Below are 372 nucleotides of genomic sequence, written 5' to 3' on the forward strand. Positions count from 1 at the left end.
GCCAGGCCAATCGACACACTCAGAACTTCCTGCGGTGCGGCGCTGTAGTTGGCATTACCCGCCTGGTCGGCGGTAAGCGCACAGCTGCCCGCAGCAACCATCGTCACCGTCGAGCCTGCCACCGTACACACGCCCGGCGTGGTCGAAGCAAACAGCACCGCCTCACCCGAAGCATCGCCGGTTGCCGTCACGGCAAACGTACCGCCGGCCGAGAACACCGGTGCCGACGGATTGGCAACAAACCCGGTGATCGATTGCGAAGCCAGGCCAATCGACACACTCAGAACTTCCTGCGGTGCGGCGCTGTAGTTGGCATTACCCGCCTGGTCGGCGGTAAGCGCACAGCTGCCCGCAGCAACCATCGTCACCGTC

Annotated in this window: 1 protein-coding gene; it reads right to left on the bottom strand. The window is 64.2% G+C overall.

The annotated features are described in order from the left end of the window. A partial coding sequence (locus ACVOK8_RS19155) for a hypothetical protein (protein WP_481568201.1) occupies positions 1-372 on the bottom strand: 372 nt, incomplete at both ends.

The sequence above is a fragment of the Stenotrophomonas sp. STEN083 genome (genome assembly GCF_056759195.1).